General features: G+C 71.9%; 17 protein-coding genes. 12 read left to right on the top strand and 5 right to left on the bottom strand.

Annotation, left to right across the window (positions count from 1 at the left end):
- Nucleotides 1-97 precede the first annotated feature (97 nt).
- The 3 genes from OG948_RS59740 to OG948_RS59730 form a co-directional block, all read right to left on the bottom strand.
- On the bottom strand, nucleotides 98-1,081 hold the full coding sequence (locus tag OG948_RS59740) for an aldo/keto reductase (protein ID WP_406300963.1): 984 nt from the start codon (nucleotides 1,079-1,081) through the stop codon (nucleotides 98-100).
- A gap of 892 nt (nucleotides 1,082-1,973) precedes the next feature.
- The gene (locus OG948_RS59735) at nucleotides 1,974-2,879 is read right to left on the bottom strand and encodes an aminoglycoside phosphotransferase family protein (protein ID WP_331733419.1); all 906 of its coding nucleotides are present in this window, start codon (nucleotides 2,877-2,879) and stop codon (nucleotides 1,974-1,976) included.
- A gap of 31 nt (nucleotides 2,880-2,910) precedes the next feature.
- Entirely contained in the window at nucleotides 2,911-4,164 is a 1,254-nt protein-coding gene (locus OG948_RS59730) for an XRE family transcriptional regulator (RefSeq protein WP_331733416.1), read from the bottom strand.
- A 459-nt stretch (nucleotides 4,165-4,623) separates the two neighbouring features.
- Between OG948_RS59730 and OG948_RS59725 the strand changes: the two genes are divergently transcribed.
- From OG948_RS59725 to OG948_RS59675, 11 genes are all read left to right on the top strand, one after another.
- A complete protein-coding gene (locus OG948_RS59725; protein ID WP_406300962.1) occupies nucleotides 4,624-5,214 on the top strand; it encodes an AAA family ATPase in 591 nt (196 codons plus the stop codon).
- A 321-nt stretch (nucleotides 5,215-5,535) separates the two neighbouring features.
- Nucleotides 5,536-7,041 carry an ATP-binding protein gene (locus OG948_RS59720; protein WP_331733410.1) on the top strand — a complete coding sequence of 502 codons (1,506 nt, stop codon included), beginning with the start codon at nucleotides 5,536-5,538 and terminating at the stop codon, nucleotides 7,039-7,041.
- A complete protein-coding gene (locus OG948_RS59715) occupies nucleotides 7,038-7,559 on the top strand; it encodes a roadblock/LC7 domain-containing protein (RefSeq protein ID WP_331733407.1) in 522 nt (173 codons plus the stop codon). Before OG948_RS59720 ends, OG948_RS59715 begins: the two co-directional genes overlap by 4 nt.
- Entirely contained in the window at nucleotides 7,556-7,927 is a 372-nt protein-coding gene (locus OG948_RS59710) for a DUF742 domain-containing protein (protein ID WP_331733405.1), read from the top strand. The genes OG948_RS59715 and OG948_RS59710 overlap by 4 nt, the downstream gene beginning before the upstream one ends.
- On the top strand, nucleotides 7,908-8,531 hold the full coding sequence (locus OG948_RS59705) for an ATP/GTP-binding protein (RefSeq protein WP_331733403.1): 624 nt from the start codon (nucleotides 7,908-7,910) through the stop codon (nucleotides 8,529-8,531). The genes OG948_RS59710 and OG948_RS59705 overlap by 20 nt, the downstream gene beginning before the upstream one ends.
- Nucleotides 8,528-9,835, top strand: a complete 1,308-nt coding sequence (locus tag OG948_RS59700; protein WP_331733402.1) for a cytochrome P450 — start codon at nucleotides 8,528-8,530, stop codon at nucleotides 9,833-9,835. The genes OG948_RS59705 and OG948_RS59700 overlap by 4 nt, the downstream gene beginning before the upstream one ends.
- Nucleotides 9,836-9,846: 11 nt before the next feature.
- Entirely contained in the window at nucleotides 9,847-11,124 is a 1,278-nt protein-coding gene (locus OG948_RS59695) for a cytochrome P450 (protein ID WP_331733400.1), read from the top strand.
- A 48-nt stretch (nucleotides 11,125-11,172) separates the two neighbouring features.
- A complete protein-coding gene (locus tag OG948_RS59690) occupies nucleotides 11,173-11,844 on the top strand; it encodes a hypothetical protein (RefSeq protein ID WP_406300961.1) in 672 nt (223 codons plus the stop codon).
- Nucleotides 11,845-12,224: 380 nt separating this feature from the next.
- Nucleotides 12,225-12,719 (top strand): hypothetical protein, encoded by a 495-nt coding sequence (locus tag OG948_RS59685; protein WP_331733398.1) that lies wholly within the window; start codon nucleotides 12,225-12,227, stop codon nucleotides 12,717-12,719.
- Nucleotides 12,720-12,862: 143 nt separating this feature from the next.
- On the top strand, nucleotides 12,863-13,687 hold the full coding sequence (locus tag OG948_RS59680; RefSeq protein ID WP_331733395.1) for an SAM-dependent methyltransferase: 825 nt from the start codon (nucleotides 12,863-12,865) through the stop codon (nucleotides 13,685-13,687).
- Nucleotides 13,688-13,947: 260 nt separating this feature from the next.
- Nucleotides 13,948-15,099 carry an endonuclease/exonuclease/phosphatase family protein gene (locus OG948_RS59675; protein ID WP_331733392.1) on the top strand — a complete coding sequence of 384 codons (1,152 nt, stop codon included), beginning with the start codon at nucleotides 13,948-13,950 and terminating at the stop codon, nucleotides 15,097-15,099.
- Nucleotides 15,100-15,212: 113 nt separating this feature from the next.
- On the opposite strand, the gene OG948_RS59670 is transcribed toward OG948_RS59675, so the two are convergent.
- Both OG948_RS59670 and OG948_RS59665 read right to left on the bottom strand, forming a co-directional pair.
- Nucleotides 15,213-15,407: a DUF397 domain-containing protein gene (locus OG948_RS59670; protein WP_331733389.1), complete on the bottom strand. Its 195-nt coding sequence runs from the start codon at nucleotides 15,405-15,407 to the stop codon at nucleotides 15,213-15,215.
- Between the two features lie 33 nt (nucleotides 15,408-15,440).
- Nucleotides 15,441-16,301, bottom strand: a complete 861-nt coding sequence (locus tag OG948_RS59665) for a helix-turn-helix transcriptional regulator (protein ID WP_331733386.1) — start codon at nucleotides 16,299-16,301, stop codon at nucleotides 15,441-15,443.
- Between the two features lie 256 nt (nucleotides 16,302-16,557).
- Here OG948_RS59665 and OG948_RS59660 point away from each other — a divergent pair, with 256 nt between their 5' ends.
- Nucleotides 16,558-16,869: a hypothetical protein gene (locus OG948_RS59660; RefSeq protein WP_331733384.1), complete on the top strand. Its 312-nt coding sequence runs from the start codon at nucleotides 16,558-16,560 to the stop codon at nucleotides 16,867-16,869.

Raw genomic sequence — 16,869 nt, 5'->3', positions numbered from 1 at the left:
GACCGACCGGGCGCGCCGCACCGTGCGGCTGCGAGAGTCGGGCCCGGCGCGCGGACACTCCGTTGCCCTGCCGGCGCGGGCCTGCGCGCGGCGCTGGTCACCGCAGGGCCGTGCGCGCGCCGCGCGCACGAGCACGGGCGGGACCCGGGACGTGCCCGAGTCGGTCGGCGAGGCGTGAGCGCATGCGGCGGTAGGTCTCGTCGACGAACCGGGCCTCCTCGTCGGTGGATTCGGGGCCCGGCCCGTGATGGGCGCCGGCCTGTTCCGGGTCGGTGGCCCCGACCACCACCGCGGTGTGTTCCCCCAGACGCAGGCAGTGCTGCACGGCCAGGCGGACGAGGATTCGGGGGTCCGGGCCGAAGCGGGCGCGCAGCCGGGACAGTTCCGGTTCGATCGCGGTCAGCGTGTCGGGGGTGAACCAGGGGTGTCCACGACGGCTGTCGCCCGTGCCGAACCTCGGCGGACGGCGCGGGTCGTACTTCCCGGAGAGCACGCCCAGGGCGAGGGGCTCGCGAACGATCAGACCGACGCCCTGACGGGCGGTGAAATCGGCGATGTACTCACCGTCCAGGCGGATCGGCGGACACAGCCCGTTGTGGCGCAGGGTGACGATGTCGGGACGGATCACCTTGAACAGGCGGACGAAACGCCGGGCGGCGGCTTCGGGGTTGCGGTGGTGGGGGTCGGGCGCGGGCATGGCGACGGCGCGCACGTGGTCGTCCTCCCGCAGTGCCCGCATCTGCGCGAGGCAGTCACCCAGGTGTTCATCGTCGGGGCCGAAATCGAGACGGTCGAGGGCGTACACGTCGAGATGGTCGGTACCCAGGTTCTCCAGGGTCTGTTCGAACTGCCGCCGCAGGGCGGTACCGGCGAAGGGGTGGGTGGAGGTGCCCGGCGCCCGGCCCACGCCGACGGCGATGCGGACCTGATCGCGGGGGACCTCCCGCAGGAGGCGCCCCACGAGTCGTTCCGCGCGACCGTGGCCGAAGACGTCCGCCACGTCGAGGAGTTCGGCGCCGTGCCCGACCGCCGTCCGCAGGGTCTCCAGAGCGTGATCGCGAGCGGGGGACGCCCATCCCAACGCGCGGTTGTCCACGCGCGTGGGACCGCCCAGGGGACGACATCCGATGCCGACGGGACGGGTGAGGATCCCGGAGGACAGTTGCCGTGTGGGGGGTGGGGGGACGGGCGGTGTCCGTCGCGGGAGCTCGGGCCGGCTCGTCAATCGGTCCTCCTCGGCGTCGCGCGACCCGATCGGTCGCAGGCGGGCGCCGTCGGCGCCGTCGTGCTCCACGATGACCGCCCGACCCTCGCGCCTCCACACACGGACACCGCCATCTTGCCGTCGTCTCTGCGACGACCCGCGACGCCCGACACGGCCTCGATGACGATCGAAACACAGAGAACACCCATTTTAGGGTGATTCACGATGTGAAAAACAGAGCCAAATGAAGGGTTGTCCTTGTGGGATGTCGGTGGTGAATGACGGTGAGATGGCGGTGGCGCAACGTGGAGATTCCCGTCCGGGACCGCGATCGTGGAGCCACCGACCCGGCCCTGCCGGGCAGCCCGATACGGCCCCGTCGCTCGGAAGGACCCCGCCATGACCTCCACGTCCCTGAAAATGCACCGGGCGACTGCGGCCTGGGCATTGAAGGACCGGAGGTGCGAGATTCGTGCTTGTGCAGGCCGCGTCGACAGCGTTGCCGACCGGGATTCGGCCCGACACCGAGCAACTCTTTCTCTTCGGCACGAACTCCGTTACGGCGTAGCGCCGTTGCCCGTCGGGCTCGTGACGATCGCTGGCGCCCTGGGCGGATGCCGCTCTCCCTGACCTACACGCCTGACGCGTCGCAATGATCGACGTCGTGCCTGGAGAGTCCGGGCAACGACGCTGCGGTGCACATGTTGCGGCATGTCGCAGAGGCGGAGCCAGACCGGTGGGGCGTGGACGAGGAGTTCGGCGTCCGCAGTCAGAGGATCGTCCATGGCAGGTGACGATCGGCGCTGCGCAGGCCTTCGACGCGGTGTTCGACTTCGTCGAGGCTGCCCGGTGTTTGGTGCGTCTTTCGGGCGTTGGTCGTGATCATGCGGAGCTCGCGGATGTCGGCGAGGGTGGCGTATCCGGGCCAGGCGCGAACGTCCCAGCCGTAGGTGTCGGCGAATCGGCTGTAGTGCCGGGGACCGTGGCCGAAGCGGCGGCAGTGGACCTCGACGGTGACCAGATCCCATTCGGGTTGTCCGAAGGCGACGGTGTCCCAATCGCAGAGAACGGCCCGGCCGTCGGGTGTGTGCAGCGCGTTCCGGTGCTGCGGGTCGCCCTGGATCGTCCCGGGGTCCAGGGCGAACTCCACACCGGCGAGCTCGGTCTCGAGGCGATCGGTGTGTTCGGACAGGAAGGCCAGACTGGTGGAAGGCAGACAGGTGATCGCCGATATCGAGCGCCGGATCGCTCGTATGTCGTCGCGTACGGGCAGGGCGAACTCCGGCTGCCTCAGTGCGTGCAACGCGCGCAGTGGTTCCGCGAGTTGCTCGGCCGACACGGGGTGCGACGGCTGGGGGAGATACACCCAGAACGTGACCGCGTGCCCGTCGACGACGACGGGTTGTTCGACGGCCAGCAGGGGGACGGTCGCGAAGGCGAGGTCCGTCAGCCCGCGCACGAAGGCGACGGTGCGTCGGACGTCGTCGACGCGCGATCCACGCCGGGCGATCTTGACGACCACCCCCTCCCGTTCGAGCAGGACCACCGCGTTGGTGTGCCCGCGGAGCAGCCGCGCGTCCGAGGCGTCGAGGCCTGCGCTCGCGCAGGCACGCCGAAGGAGCCGGTGCATCTCGGACGTTTCGAATCCGCCGGGAGCCTGCGTCGACGTCGTCATGGCACCAGGGTCCCGGACCGCCCGTGTGCTGTCACACCCGGCCGGGTGGGAGCGCGATGATCTCCCGCAATTCCCGTACGGCCCGGCCGGCGCGCACCCTGGGCGGCAGGGTGGCGATCACATCACGCGCCCGCTCCTCGACGATGGGTGTCCGGTGATCCCCGGCCACCCCCAGCAGTGTCGCGCCGGCCAAGGCGCACGCCTCGGTGGGGTCGTTCTCGCGCGCCAGGCAGATGGCCGCCTCGAAGCTGAGCAGCGTCGGGTCGATACCGGTTGCGTCCGCGCCGGGGTACAGCGCCAACGCCTGCTCCTGGACCCGTCGGGCCGGCCGGGTGTGACCCAGCGCCGTCAACGTCCCGCTCTTGTACAACAACAGCCTGCGCAGCGGGAACCCGAAGGCCTCGTGGTCGCCGCCGGCCGGGCCGGTGCGCTCGAACGACTCCTCGGCGTGGCGCAGCGCCGCCTGCGCTCCTTCGGCGTCGCCCAACCGGGCCCGGGCACGCGCCTCGGCCGCGGCCGCGAACGCCCCCGTGGGAGTGGGGCGCGCGCGGCAGATCATGCGCGCCTCGCGGGACAGGGCGACCGCAGCCTCCAGCGGGCCGTAGTAGAACGGCAGCATCGCCGCCTGAGCACGCACGCGCGCCCGCAGTTCGGTGTTGCCGCTGTCGTCGGCGGCGTTGCGCGCGGTGCCGTACCAGCCCTGCGATCGCACGAGATCGCCGAGCTTCATGAGCGCGTCGGCGACCAGGGTCGCGAGCATGGCCGTCAACTCCGACAACCGCACCTGTACGACGGCGGGTTGCCGATCCGCCGCGAGATCCTCGACCTCCGCCAGATGGGCCAGGAGAATTTCCAACATCGCCGCCGGCGGCGTGTACACGTACTGCTGGCGCGCCCACAGCACCCGCTCGTCCAGGACGTCCAACTGCGCCTGGCTCACGCTGGACGCGGACAGCGTGCGGTCCACCGAACGACGCGCGGCGTCGACACGCGTGCCGAGCGACCCGCCGCCGGCGGACCGGCCGCGGGCAGCGGCGGCGGACGATCCGGCCGGTGCGATCACACGGCCGACCAACGGCATCGCGCCGGCGGCGGCCGCGTCCCCGAACCCCAACTCGCCGACGGAACAGGCGTAGAACCGAGACAACAACGCGATCGCCGCAGGCTTGGGGTGATGATGCCCCACCTCCCAGTGGCCGAGCTGGATCGCGTCGACCCTGGGGGCGTCCGCGCCCAGATCCGCGCCCAGCGCCCGCAACCCCTCGGCGACGGCCTGCTGCGTCATACCCCGGGCCAGACGCTGTGCCCGCAGCGGGGAGACGGCACAGTGCTCGTGAATGAAGCGAGCGATCTCGTGGACGGAATCTCCACGTTCTTCGCCTTCGCCGCGAAGGCGCCTCGCGCAGGAGGGCCGGTGCTGCTCCCTGTGTCCGTCCACCGTCGCCTCCCGTCCGCATCGTCATTGCCGAGCGTAGCGACGGACCTTGACACCGCGGGCCGCAATGTGATGCCGGGCTCACAGATCTGTGACCGGATCTGTGACCGCAAGGCCGCCTTTCACAGATCTGTGATCGATGCCAGTGGATACCCGACCCGATCGAGGCCAGGGTTGCCGCTCATCGATCCCCTCACGGGCGCCGCACACCGACCGCAACGCCGGGCGGCTCGCCGTCCGTTGCAGCGCATGCACAGGGGTGGGACCCGTGATCACCGACGAATTCCGGAGAGGCCGATGATCGTTGCCGTGACCGGTCTGCCAGGGACCGGGAAGTCGACCCTGGCCAGGGCACTGAGCGAGGCGATCCCGGGGGTTCTCTTCGACAAGGTCGCCCTGCGTGGGCATTTGTTCCCCGGTGCGGGCGACACGTCCCGCGAGCAGAACGACTGGGCGTACGAGGTGACACTTACCGCCCTCGCCTGGCGATTCCAGACCGCCCCGGACGGCGTGGTCGTGCTCGACGGCCGTCCCCTGACCCGGACGACGGAGGTGCGTGCCCTGCAACGATTCGCCGCCGGGCTGGGCACGCACCTGCACATCGTCGAGTGCGTGTGCCCCGCGCACCTCGCCCGTGATCGCAGCGGAACCCGGTTGCCCACGCCCGCGGACGACCCCTGCCGATCCATCGGTGACGACTGCCCGGCCCCCATTCCCCAACCGAAGATCGTCGCGGACACCACACTCCCACTCGACCGGTGCCTCGCCCTCGTCCTTCGGCAACTTCCCCACGAGAACCACACCGTCGACCGGGAACGATGCGCACGCGAGGAGCCGACACGACCCGTCGTCAGGGCGGATCCGCCACCCGGGCGGGCACGGCTGGACATTCGTACCTGACCAGCCTCGGCGAACACACGTCCCCGCACCGCGAGCACCGATCCCCCGACGCCTGCGAGGACTTCGACACGGTGGCCTCCACCGAGGGCGCCGGCTGTCTAAGCCGGGCGGCGCGAACGGCCGCCACCCCTGCGGTGACCTCGCCGGCGCACTCCCGGCGGACCCGTCTTCGCGCCGGTGATCAAGGACCCACACCGTTCCCCTTTCACCGATCCCCGCTCCCAGCGCCGTTATCCACGAAGGACCTTCCCGATGCGTTCCCTTTCCCGAGTTCCGAAGCCCGTCGATCGTGCGCCGTCATCGCCGCGGTGGCCGTGGGCGGTGTGCGTCGGCACCGGCTGCGCCGCGACGGCGGCGGCCGAGGCCCTCGGCGTCTCCCACCTGGCCGGCGTCGTGCTGGGCTGCGCGGTGTCGGCGACCACGGTCGGCGGCCCCCTGGGTGTCGCCACCGCACGCGTGCGCCGGTACTGGCACGGGCGGTGGGAGTGGGCAGGGGCACGGGCCGTGGAGGCCGAGAAGAGCGCGCGCCGGGCCGAGCACGCGTTGAACCACCTGACCGGGTCCACCCGGCATCTCGCCGAGGCCCGGTTGCGGGTGCTGCTGGAGGATCCGCAGGCTCGGCGCGGCGACGTGCCGTCGGCACCGGTCGACCCGTGCCCGGCGGAGCCGTGGGCGAGTGCGGTGCGCGCGGACCACGAGGCTCTTGTGGATGCGGTGTTCGTCGCGCTGGAGGTGGAGAGGGGCAAGCGGGAGAACACGCAGTACGCGTTTTTGGCGATGGCCGAGCGGGTGCGCGCCCAGGCGCAACTCGCCATCGCGGAGGCCCGCGAACTCCGGGGCCGCGTGACCGACTCGTCGTTGCTGGCGGCGTTGATGCGCGACGAGCACGCCTGGGCGCGGGTGGGGCGGGCGGCGCAGGCCCTGGAGGTGTTGTCCGGGGGGCGGCCGGGGCGGTCGTGGGATCGGCCGTTGCTGTTGTCCGAGGTGGTCGGTGCGGCCCAGTCGCGGATCCTCGATTACCTGCGTGTGTCGGTGGTCGGCGGCGAGGACACGGCGGTGCACGGGGTGCACGCGGAGGCGTTGATCCACGCGCTGGCGGAGTTGGTGGACAACTCGACCTGGTTCAGTCCGCCGACGAGCACCGTCCGGGTGCAGGTGGAACGTGGGCACGACGGGGCGAGTGTGGTCATCGAGGACGCTGGCCGGGGCATGGACGCACAGACGATGCAGCGCGCGCAGGAGGCCGTCAACCGTGCCGACGCGGACGTGTCCACGCTGGGAGGCGACCCGCGTTTCGGGTTGGCGGTGGTCGGCGTGTTGGCCGGGCGCATCGGGTTTCGGGTGCAGTTCTCCGCTCCCGGCGCCCACGGCGGCATCCGCACCGTCGTCTGGATCCCCGGACACCTCCTCACCCCACCGCCCCCACAGCCCGTGCGCCCGGGAACGCGGGCGACTTCGGCCGGCGCGAGTGCCCGCGCCGGCACACCGGCGATCCCGGCCACCCCGAAAGCCCAGGCCCCCGCAGCCGCTTCCGCGGTCCTGCCGCAGCGCCCCCGGCGCCGCGTCGAGCCGCAGGGGGTTGCAGGCGGTCGCCGCGACGCGGCGACCGCCGTGGGGCCCCGCACGCCCATCGACGCCGGCGCGCCCTCCGGGCCCGGATCGCCCCCCGAAGGCACACCCGACTCCGCCCCTCCCGGACACGACGCGTTCATATCCGCGTTCGTGAACGGGAGACCGACCGCCCCCGACACCGGCACCACCGCCGACGCCGTTCCCGACTTCACCGCCGACCACTTCCGTTCCCAGGACGAAGGACCGACTCCGTGACCCAGCAGCCCACCACCACATCCGATCTGAACTGGCTCGTCGAGAAGTGCGTCGACGAAATCCACGGTGTGCGCGGGATCGTGGTCTTCAGCGACGACGGCATCAGGACGGCCTGGCACACGCCCACGGTGGCTCTCGCCGAGCAGCTCGCCGCAGCCGGCACGGGCCTGCGGTCCCTGGGCGCCGGGATCGGCGCCCTGGCGGAACTCGGCCCTGTGGTCAAGCAGTTCGTCGAATTCACCGACGGGTACGTGTTCCTGATCAGTGCCGGCCGGCACGCCCACGCCACGGTCCTTGCCGACCGTCGCGTGGACCCGGGCATCGTCACAGGCCACCTGCACAAGCTTTTGACCGACATCCGCGCGTCCCTGGACGCACGCACACCGACATCGAACACGCCCATTGCGGCGCACTCCACCGAGCATGCCGCCACGCTCCCTGCCGCGCGCCGCTCCCGTCCCCAGGCTGGTCACGAGAGCGGCCGTGATCCGGCGGACGGTGGGGGTGGGGTGCGGTGAGCTCGGCGCAGGACCATCCGGTCGCCGACTACGTCGTCACCCGGGGCCGGGCACATCCCACCCACCGCGGCCTGACGTTGACCACGCTCCTGCACGCGCCCGTTGCGGAACCCACCGACACCGGCTGCGGGCGGAGAAAGCCGCTGGGTGCGGAGCACCGCCGGATCCTGCGGCTGTGTACCGGGCTGCTGACACTGGCGGAGGTCTCCGCCCATCTGGCCCGGGCACCCGCCGTGGTCAAGGTCCTGGTCGCCGAGCTGATCGACGCCGACCTGATCGTCACCCCCGCACCCGCACCCGCACCCCCCACGCCCGGCCCCGACGCCACCGTGATGAAGGCGGTTCTGGATGGACTTCGACGGCTTTGACCCCCGGCCCCTGCCGGACACCGTCACCACCGTGGTCAAATTCCTGGTCGCCGGCGGCTTCGGCGTCGGCAAAACCACCCTGGTCGGCGCGGTCAGCGAAATCCGGCCGCTGCGCACCGAGGAGACGCTGACCACCGCGACCGTCGGCGTGGACGACCTCACCGGATTGCCCGACAAGACCACCACCACCGTCGGCGTCGACTTCGGACGTCTGACCCTCGCCGACTGGCTCACGCTCTACCTGTTCGGCACCCCCGGACAACAACGCTTCTGGCACCTGTGGAACGACCTGGTCGTGGGCACCCACGGCATCGTCGTGCTCGTCGACACCCGACGCCTGGACCACAGCTTCGACGTGCTGGAACGCGTCGAGGGCGCGGGCGTGCCGTTCGTCGTCGCCGTCAACACCTTCCCCGACACCCTCGACCACCCCGCGTCGGCACTGCGCCAGGCCCTCGACCTGCCCGACCACGTCCCGCTCACCACCTGCGACGCCCGCGACCGCACCTCGGCCCGCAACGTCCTGATCACCCTCGCCGAACACATCACCACCACCGCACCCCACACCCCGGCCGTCCCGACCGCAGCCACGGAGCCCACGTGACCACCCACCCCGACCCCACCGACCCCGAAGCGGCCGACGTCGCGCCCCCGCCCGGCTGCCCCGCCCACCGCACCACCGCGAACCGCGTCGACTTCGCCCGCGCCACACCCCTGTTCGGACCCGGGCTCGACGACATGGATACCTTCTACGGCACCCTGCGCGCCGACCACGGACCCGTCGCGCCGGTCCTGCTCGAACCCGGGGTCGGTGCCTGGCTCGTGCTGGGCTACCACGCCCTGCTCGAGATGCTCCGCGACGGCCACCGCTTCCCCCGCAGCCCCCTGAACTGGACGGACCTCACCGCCGGCGTCGTCGCGCCCGATTCGGGGCTGCGGCCGATGATGGCCCACCGTCCCAACAACGTGGCTTTCGCCGACGGCCCCGACCACCAACGCCTGCGCAGGATCGTCCAGGACAGCCTGAGCGCCGCCACCACGCCCCGCCTGCGCCACGACCTGCACGGCACGTGCGACCGTGTCGTCGACACGTTCGCGGGCCGCGGCCACGCCGACCTGATCCGCGAGTACGCCACCGTCGTACCCCTGCACGCGTTCGCCCGCGTCTTCGGCCTTCCCTCCGGCCAGGACGGCGAGTTCGCCCGCGTCATGCACGCCCTGTTCGACTCCCAGGCCGACTCCCAAGCGGGCGACCGCGCGTTCGAACAAATCCTGGCCGACCTGCTCGACCACCGCCGCGCCCACCCCGCCGACGACCTCACCACCTGGCTGCTGAGATCCGAACTCCGCGACGAGGAACTCCTGCCGCAGCTGGTGGTCATGCTCTCCGCCGGCTGCGAGACCCTCGCCAACCTCATCGGCTCCACCCTGCGCCTCAAACTCGTCGACCCGTCCTTCGCCCACTCCCTCACGGGGGGACGGCGCACCGTCAACCAGGCCATCGACGAGGCCCTCGTCCGCTATCCGCCGTTGCGGAACTTCCCCGGCCGCTACCTCGCCCACGACACCACCCTCGCCGGCCGCCACCTCCGCGCCGGCGACGCCCTCCTGCTCGGCATCGGCGGCGCCCACACCGACCCCGCCATCGCCCCCACCAACCCCGCCGACGCCCTCGGCCACGGCAACGGCGCCCACCTCGCCTTCGGCGCCGGCACCCACGCCTGCCCCGCCGTGGCCCAGGCCCGCCTCATCGCTGGCATCGCCGTCGGCACCCTCCTCGACCGCCTCCCCGACCTGACCTGCGCCGTCCCACCGGAGACCCTGCGCCTGCGCCCGTCCCCATGGAGCACCGCCCTCGAAGCACTGCCCGCGCGTTTCACCCCCGCCCCGACCACGGGTAACCCCTAGCCCACCGCACCGTGTCCGCACGTCCGTCCCCACCCGGGAGGCACGCCATCGACACCCCCGACACCGCCACCACGCACCCGGCAACCGCGATACGCCTGGACCCGGCCGCACCCGACCACCACGGCGAGATCCACCGCCTGCGCACCCACGGACCCGTCGCGCCCGTCCTGCTCCCCGGCGACGTACCCGCCTGGGCCGTCCTGGGCGACCACGCGTTGCGCCGGGTCCTCACCCACCCGCACGTCGTCAAGGACTACCGCGCCTGGAACCTGTGGGGCGGCATCCCCGCGGACTGGCCGCTGATCGGCATGGTCAAGGTCGACAACGCCGTCACCGCCGACGGACCCGAACACGCCCGCCTGCGCGCCCCGTTGCGCACCGCCCTCAACCCCCGACGCATCACCGCCCTCCAAGCACACATCCGCACCCTCACCGACCACCTCCTCGACCGCGCCTCGCACCAACCGGGCCCCGTCGACCTGCGCGCGCACCTCGCCGCCCCGCTGCCCATCGCCGTCCTCGGCCACCTCCTCGGCATCCCGGACACCGAACTCCAGCAGCTGCGCCCGCTGGTCGAGAGCATCTTCACCTCCACCGCCGCCCCCGACGAGGTCACCACCACCCAACACGCCATCACCGAACGCCTCGAACACCTCGTCGCCCTGCGCCGCGACCGGCCCGGCGACGACCTCACCACCGACCTGATCGCCCACCACGACCAGGGCACGCTCACCCACGGCGAACTCATCGGGTCCCTGTGGCTGACCGTCGCGGCTGGCTACGAGACCACCACCGGCCTGATCGTGAACGCGATCCACGCCCTGCTCACCCACACCGACCAACGCACCCTCGCCACCACCGCGCCCCGGGACGGCGACAGCGATCCGTGGGCGGCCGTCGTCACCGAGACGCTGCGGTGGAACAGCCCGGTCGGGCACTTCCTCATGCGCTACACGACCAGCGACGTGACGATAGGCGACACCACCATCCCCACCGGCGACGCGGTCATCGCCTCCTACACCGCGGCCGGCCGCGACCCTTTGGTTCACGGCGACACCGCCGACCGCTTCGACATCACCCGCCGACCCGCCACCACGCTCCTGGCGTTCGGCCACGGACCCCACCTGTGCCCCGGCGCACCCCTGGCCCGCCTCCAGGCCCGCATCTGCCTGCGCACCCTGTTCGCCCGCTTCCCCCACATCACCCTCGACACCACCGCGCCACCACCGCGCCCGGTGCCCTCCCTGGTCGCCAACACCCTCGACAGCCTCCCCGTCCGGCTGCAATGACCCACCGCCCCCGCCCCGTCACCGTCCTCTCGCCCAGGAGCACTCGACATGATCGTCTCGGCCCCCAGCAGACCCTCGTCACCGGTCCTCGCCCGGATGGTGGCAATCGAGGGCCCCCGCGGCGTCGGCAAGACGACGATCACCGCGCACCTGCGTGCGGCGCTGGGATGTGGCGGGACCGCCGCCGACCAGGCCCCGGTCGCGGATTCCGGTTCGCCCGGCGGCGATTGGCGCGGTGAATTCGAGACGCGGATGCACCGACTTCTGACGGCGTCGGGCATGTGCGACCAGCCGGAACACGCGCCCGTGTTCGTCGTCGACGGCTACGTCCGCACGGCCGCCGCCAGCCACGCGGACGAGCACGACCTGCCGACGTACAGGGTCGAACGCCTCCTGATCGACCACCGCGCGTTGCTGCGGACACCGCTCACCATCTGCCTCACGGCGAGCGTCGACACGCTGGCCCGAAGGCTGCGCGAGAAGGAAGGGGCCCAGCCGCAGGATCTGGTGCTGGCCGCCTCCCCGAAGCGGCTGGGTCGCATGGTCGAGTACCACGGCCCGTACGGACAGAGCCCGGCGCCGGGAACGGTGATCCACACCGAGGACCGCACTCCCGACCAGGTCCTGACACAGGTCCTGGACGTACTCGCCCGACACCGCATCCACCCCCGCAACGGCGCGCCCAGCCAAGTACGGGCGCGTCTGCCAACCCTGGTGTGAGCACCGCGGGGGAGTGCCTCGGCCCTTCGGGCGCGCAGTCGGGCGCCGGCGCGCACAGCGTCATGCGTGGTTGCGAATCTCCGGGGCGCCGGTGGACCGACTCCCGGCCGTCCACCGACGCCCCGGGCACCCCGACGCGCCGTTCCCTCGAGAGGGGTCTCGAGGTGGAGCGGCCCGACGGGGCAAGGGGGTCCGTCAACGGCGACGGCCCGCGCGGTGGTGGCGTCCGGGCGTCGCGGCGCCACCACCGCACCTCAGATCGACTCGGACACCACGGCACCGGCCGGTGGGCCCGAGCAGGATTCGAAAGGAATGGACGTGCACGGCAGGACAGAGACCACGCGCGGACTGCCTCGGACGGCTATCGAGCGGGTGGTGTCGTGACGGCCGCGAGCGAAGTGACCGCGCTGCCGACGGCTCCCGCCGCGGATCCGCACGCGCACGTGTCGGTCACCGTGCGGGTCGGTGGGACCGGCGCGGTGGTGATGACACGTGAGGAGATCCCGCCGGGCGACACGGTGGGCCGCATGCGGTTACTCCTGCTCGACAACGCCCGCGAGTGCGCCGCCGCCGTCGTGGCGTGCGACGACGCGGAGCAGGGCGATCTGGGCGAGGCGTTATGGAATCTCGCCAGGCGACACTTCGGTCTCGGCTCGCGCGCCTTTGACGCTTTTGTGGCAGCCGTGTCCGGCGACGACTACGCAGCCGCGGACACCGCCCCCGACGCGTTCGCTTCCGTGACCGGCACACGACCGATCCCGGCGACACTGCGGCGGTGTTCCGCCGCACGCGTCCTGCGCCTGTTCCGTCCACGCGCCGTCGACCTCGACCGCGAGGACACCCCGTCCCCACCCGCGGACGTTCGTGACCCATGACCCGCTCGTTCCGTCCCCGCCACAACACCGGCGCACGCGCGGCTGATCCGCCGACGCCCACGTCATGGCGAGTCCCCAGTTCCGTAGACCGTGATCCGCCCCGGAGGGGCGTACCTCCACACACCGACTCCGGCAGGAGAGCCATGACCGACCACGACGTACCGGACGCCCGCGCGATTCCACCCGAGGGAGCCACGCGGGCGACGCCGGCACGCATGTACAACACCTACCTCCAGGGCAAGGACAACCGGACCGTCGACCGCGAGGCCACGGCCCGCCTGCTGGAGGACATCCCCGACATCGCTCAAGCCGCGGCGGAGAACCGGGAGTTCGTCCTGCGCGCCGTCGGGCACTGCGCCGAAGCGGGGGTCGACCAGTTCCTCGACCTGGGCGCGGGACTGCCCACGGACCGCAACGTGCACGAGGTTGCCCGGGAGAAGAAGCCGATCGCGAGGGTGGTCTACGTCGACAACGACCCCGTGGTCCTCGCCCACGGTCGGGCACTGCTGGCGGACAACGGCCACACCACCGTGATCGTGGGGGACGTGCGCCGGCCGGCGGACGTCCTCAAGGATCCGGCCCTGCGCGCGTCGATCGACCTGCGACGCCCGGTGGCCGTACTGCTGGGGGCCGTCCTGCACTTCGTTCGCGACGACGAACACCCGCACGACATCGTCGCCGCGTTCCGCGACGTCCTGGCGCCCGGGAGCCGGTTGGTGCTTTCGCACGCCACCGACGAGGGGCCGCCCCCGGAACACGTCACCATCCTCGAGGAGGCCTACGCGAACGCCACCGCCCAGGTGACGCTCCGCTCCCGCGACGCGATCGCCGGGTTCTTCGACGGGTTCGACCTGGAGGACCCGGGTCTGACTCGTCCCGGCCTGTGGCGCCCGGCCCCAGTACCGGGCCCGAGCACGCACTGGCAGTTCGCGGGCGTGGGCCGCGTGCAGGCGCGGGGGCTCCGATGACGACGGGACTGCTCGGGCGTCGGAGTTTCGTCGTGGTGCGGGTTCGGGCCGAGTTCGGTGACCGGCGGCGTGGTCGGGTACTTGCCGCGGCCGGCTTGCGCCGCGTGGTGGGACGCCGTCGGAGGGTGCCGGAGGACGTCGTGGCGGAACCTTCGGTTCGGCCTGCCGATGGCCACGGGTGTCTCTGCGGGGGAGGGGGTCCCCGGGGCGGTCCGCACGGGGCGCGGCGCGGCGACTCGACTGTCGTTGCCCGCCGCAACGTGGCCAACGTCGGGCTACCGCAGGGCGATTCGGCGGCCGGCGACGGCGACGGCCCGATCACCGTTGCCACGTTCAATTTTCAGAACGGTGGTTACGACAAGCGCACCGGGACGTACGATCTGCGGCCCCTGGCGGCGTTGGCCCCGTTGATCGCGGACGTCGACGTCCTGTGCTTCCAGGAGGGCTGGGGGTACGGCGCCGACGGTCAGCGCACGATGTTCGCGGCCGAGGAGATCCTGGGGATGCGCGCCCTGCGCACACCCGGCCCCAGCGGACCGCTGGACGTGGTGGTGTTCGTCCGCTGGCCCCGCATCGGGGTTGAGCGGCACTACGACCGGTGCGATCCGGCCGTGTTCGAGGACCAGTACGGGAATGTCCACCTGTGGCTGCCTGGGTTTCCGGAACCGGTGCTGGTGCGTTCGGTGCAGTGGTCGTACGCGTCGGGCGACGCCCGACTGCACGCGGCCCAGCAACTGGTCGCCCGGGCGGCCCCCACGACCTGGTCGCTGATCGCCGGCGACTTCAACAGCTTGTGGCCCGACCGGGACGGCCTGCGGGAGTTCCGCCCGCGATGGTCGCTGTTGCCGGCGCACGCACGCTCGCACAAGACCCTCCCGCCGGGAGCCGGCCGCGCCGGCCGGGGACGCGGTGTTCGGGAGTGGTGGGCATGGAATCCCCGGCGGGCGTGGCGTGCCCGGCGGGAGGCACACAGGTGGGTCACCGACACCCGGGCCACCACGGTCCTGGCCGACGGCGGGTTCGTCAATGCCGGTTCCCTCGCCCGTGACACGACGGTCACCGTCAACGCGCACGTCGACAACGGCCAGGGGCCGCGCATCGACCACATCCTGTTCAGCCCGCGGCTCGCGGCGGCGTACGTGCCGGGCAGTTACCGGGTCGTCAGCGGCAACCTCGTGGACGCGGCCGGTGACCACCGCCTGGTGAAGGCGCAACTGGACGCCCGCCTCCTCCCCCGGACGTCCTCGACCGGCACCGGCACCGGACGCGGGATTAGCGACTTCCGGCGGGGACGGCCGTGCACAGCCACCGCCGGCGCCCGGGCACGGGTCGAGGATCGGGCTTCCGTCCGATGTGTGAAGTGCTCGGTCGAGCCGGCGGAACCGGTCGACGCCGTGGTGGTAGCGGCATGAGTGTTCGTCACCCCTTTCTCCTTGGGCGGCGGGTGCGGTCGCTCACGCTGGCGGTGGTGGCCGCGGAGTCGGTGGTGGGTGCCCGTGTCGCGCCCGGGCACCCACCGGCTCCGTCAGCCTCGTCCTGCCAGACGTCCCACCAGACCGGACCAGGCACCGGCACCGAGTGCCAGCACCGGGGCGCGCTCGCCGTCCTTCGAGTCGCGCACCTCGACGCCGCCCGGTGCGCGGTCCCGCACCTGCACGCAGTCCTGTTGGCCGCTGTGGCTGCTCTTGATCCATACCCGCGTGCTCGGGGTGCCTGGCATGGGCGATCCTCTCGTGGCTGTCGTGTCGTGGTGTCACAGGGAGCGGATCACGTCGCGGACGAGGTCGCGCGAGTCCCGCTCGTTCAGGGCGCGTTCGCCGAGCTGGTCGAACGCGGCGGTGTAGGCGGCCAGGGTGTCGGGGCCGTCGAGGTAGGTGATGTTCAACAGCGACTGGACGGTGACGATCCTGCCGCCGTCGTTGAGGTCGAACACCGAGAACGGGCCGTCCAGGCCCAGGTGGAACCCGGAGCCCATGGGCACGACGCGCATGCGGACGTTGTCCCGCGCGGATTCGGTGAGGACGTGGTCGAGTTGCCCGCGCATGACCTGCGGGTCGGTCGAGGTGCGCAGCGCGGCCTCGCCGACGATCGCGTCCAGGGTGAGGCCGGGGTTGTCGAGGATGCGGCGGCGTTCGCGGCGGATGCGCACGTACGCGTCGAGCCGGTCGGGGTCGGTGTGCAGGATGCCGTGTCCGGCGGCGAGAACGGCCCGGGTGTACGCCTCGGTCTGCAGGACGGCGGGCAACAGCGCGTTGTCCCAGACACGGATCGTCGCGGCGTCGGCCTCCAGGCCGAGGATGTCGGCGTGGGCGGGGGTCAGGTACGAGCGGTAGGCGTGCCACCAGCCCTTGGTGCGGATCGCGAGCACCATGGACTCGAGGGTGTCGCGGGTGGCCTTGTCGGTTACGCCGTAGACGTCGAGGAGCGTGCGCAGCAGCGGGATATCGATCCTGCCCTGGCCGCTCTCGACCCGGCCGATCTGCACGTGGTCCTTGCCGATCTGTGCACCGGCCTCGGCCTGGGTCATGCCCGCGGTCTTGCGGAACCCGGCCAGGGCGTTGCCGACGCGGCGTTTGAGCAGCGAGGGCTCCTTGGGCGGCGTGGTCTGGGTCATCGGCTCGTTTCGTTGTCGGGAACTGTGCGATCGGTTGCGACTACATGCTACGACCATTGCTGGAATCGCACATGTTCAAAATTAGTAGTTGACGAGATGTACATGTGCGTTTCACAGTGGTGGTGCGGACGACACGTCGCCACACCTTCCGGGGATGCGCGGCACGCCGACCGGACACCCACGACGCACGCCGGGCACGTCACCACCTGCGGACCCGACGCGCCGCCAGCTTCACCAAGGAGAAGGAGTCGAACCCATGGCGTACCGACAGCCGTTCAGAGCCGGAGACCTCGTCGAGGCCGTCGTGGTGAGCACGCCGCCGCGTCCCCGCCCCGTGCGATTGCGCCTGGACCGCGACCCGTGGCCCAGCACCGGCGCGGGAACGCTCGTCGTCTGCGACGCGACATCTGCCACCGTGGTCCGCGCGGACACCCTGCGCCGCGTCAAGGACGACGCCCCCGTAACCGCCACCTCCCGCATCGCGGCCCGGCCACCCGACCGGTCGCAACGCTCCGTCACCGAGGAACGGCACACCGGCGACACGCGCGCGGACCGCTCGGAACGGTGA

This window comes from Embleya sp. NBC_00888 (assembly GCF_045207655.1).
Taxonomy (GTDB): Bacteria; Actinomycetota; Actinomycetes; order Streptomycetales; family Streptomycetaceae; genus Embleya.
The sequence above is the reverse complement of the archived record's forward strand: the minus strand, read 5'-3'. Positions and strand labels throughout refer to the sequence as shown.